The sequence below is a fragment of the Streptomyces sp. KR55 genome (genome assembly GCF_052245645.1).
GTDB classification, from domain to species: Bacteria; Actinomycetota; Actinomycetes; order Streptomycetales; family Streptomycetaceae; genus Streptomyces; species Streptomyces flavusporus.
Window position 1 is genome coordinate 1 of sequence record NZ_JBQQCE010000911.1, and the last position, 1,315, is coordinate 1,315.

At 68.7% G+C, this 1,315-nt stretch carries 1 protein-coding gene; it reads right to left on the reverse strand.

Annotated elements, in window-relative coordinates; genetic code table 11:
• Window positions 1–34 precede the first annotated feature (34 nt).
• Window positions 35–1,270 carry an IS30 family transposase gene (locus tag ACTWQJ_RS51455; RefSeq protein ID WP_443313211.1) on the reverse strand — a complete coding sequence of 412 codons (1,236 nt, stop codon included), beginning with the start codon at window positions 1,268–1,270 and terminating at the stop codon, window positions 35–37.
• Between the last annotated feature and the right edge of the window lie 45 nt (window positions 1,271–1,315).

Below are 1,315 nucleotides of genomic sequence, written 5' to 3' on the forward strand. Positions count from 1 at the left end.
ACGGCGAATTCCAGGGGTCGTTGCAACACAGTGATCAACTGGCTGTGGTCAGGAGCTTAGCGAGGCGCTCGGCTGGGGTTTCCCAGCCGAGCGTTTTGCGTGGGCGGCTGTTGAGTTCGGCGGCGACGGCGTCCAGGTGCTCCCGGCTGTGCCGGGTCAGGTCGGTGCCCTTCGGGAAGTACTGCCGCAGCAGGCCGTTGGTGTTCTCGTTCGAGCCGCGCTGCCAGGGACTGGCTGGGTCGCAGAAGTAGACCGGGATGTCGGTGGCGAGGGTGAACGCCTTGTGCGCGGCCATCTCCGAGCCTTGGTCCCAGGTCAGGGACTGCTTCAGGTGCGGCGGAAGCGACGTGACGGCCGCGATCAGGGCGTCCCGGGTGCTGGCCGCGCTGTGGTCCTTGGGCAGCGGCGCGAGGAGGACGTAGCGGGTGCTGCGTTCGACGAGCGTGGCGATGGCCGACTTGCCTTCCTTGCCGATGATGAGGTCGCCCTCCCAGTGCCCGGGGACGGCCCGGTCGGTGGCTTCGGCGGGCCGCTCGCTGATCATCACCATGTCTTTGATGGCGCGGGGCTGGCGCTTGTAGGACTGCCGGTGCGGCCGGCGCATCGCTCGTCCGGTGCGCAGGGCGCGGGTCAGCTCGCGGCGTAGTTCACCGCGGCTCTGGACGTAGAGGGCCTGGTAGACCGTCTCGTGGACCACGTGCATCTCCGGCCGGTCGGGAAAACGGGCCCGAAGAGCCTGGCAGATCTGCTCGGGGCTCCAGCGTAGTGCGAGGTGGTGCTGGATGAAGTCCCGCAGCTCGGGGTTCTGCCCGATCTTGCCCGGCTTGGGGCGCGGGCGGCGCTGCTCGGCGCGGCGGTGGGCGGCGTGCGGCCGGTAGGCCCAGCGGGAGGCGTCCCCGCGCAGCGGCATGCCGTTGCGGCGTATCTCCCGGCTGATGGTCGACGGGCTGCGGCCCAGCTCGCGCGCGATCTGCCGGACGGATGCCTTCTCACGCAGCCGGTCGGCGATGTGGATGCGGTCCTCCTCCCGGAGGTACCGCGACAGGCCGGAAGCCGAAGCCTCCACGGTGATGGGAGGCTTCGGCTTTCCATAGGTCGGCGAGTGGTGACCGTTGCGCCACCGCTTGCCGGTTCGCAGGTTGATCCCGACAATCCGGCAGGCTTCTCTGCTGCTGTACCCCTGACGCATGAGCTGGAGGTATACCTCCCGTTCACGCGTCAGCCGACGGCCGCCCCCACCACGTCTGTCCTCGCGAATCTCGAAGTCCATCGCACCCCTTGAGCTGGGGTGTTGCGACGACCACTAGAACTCAAG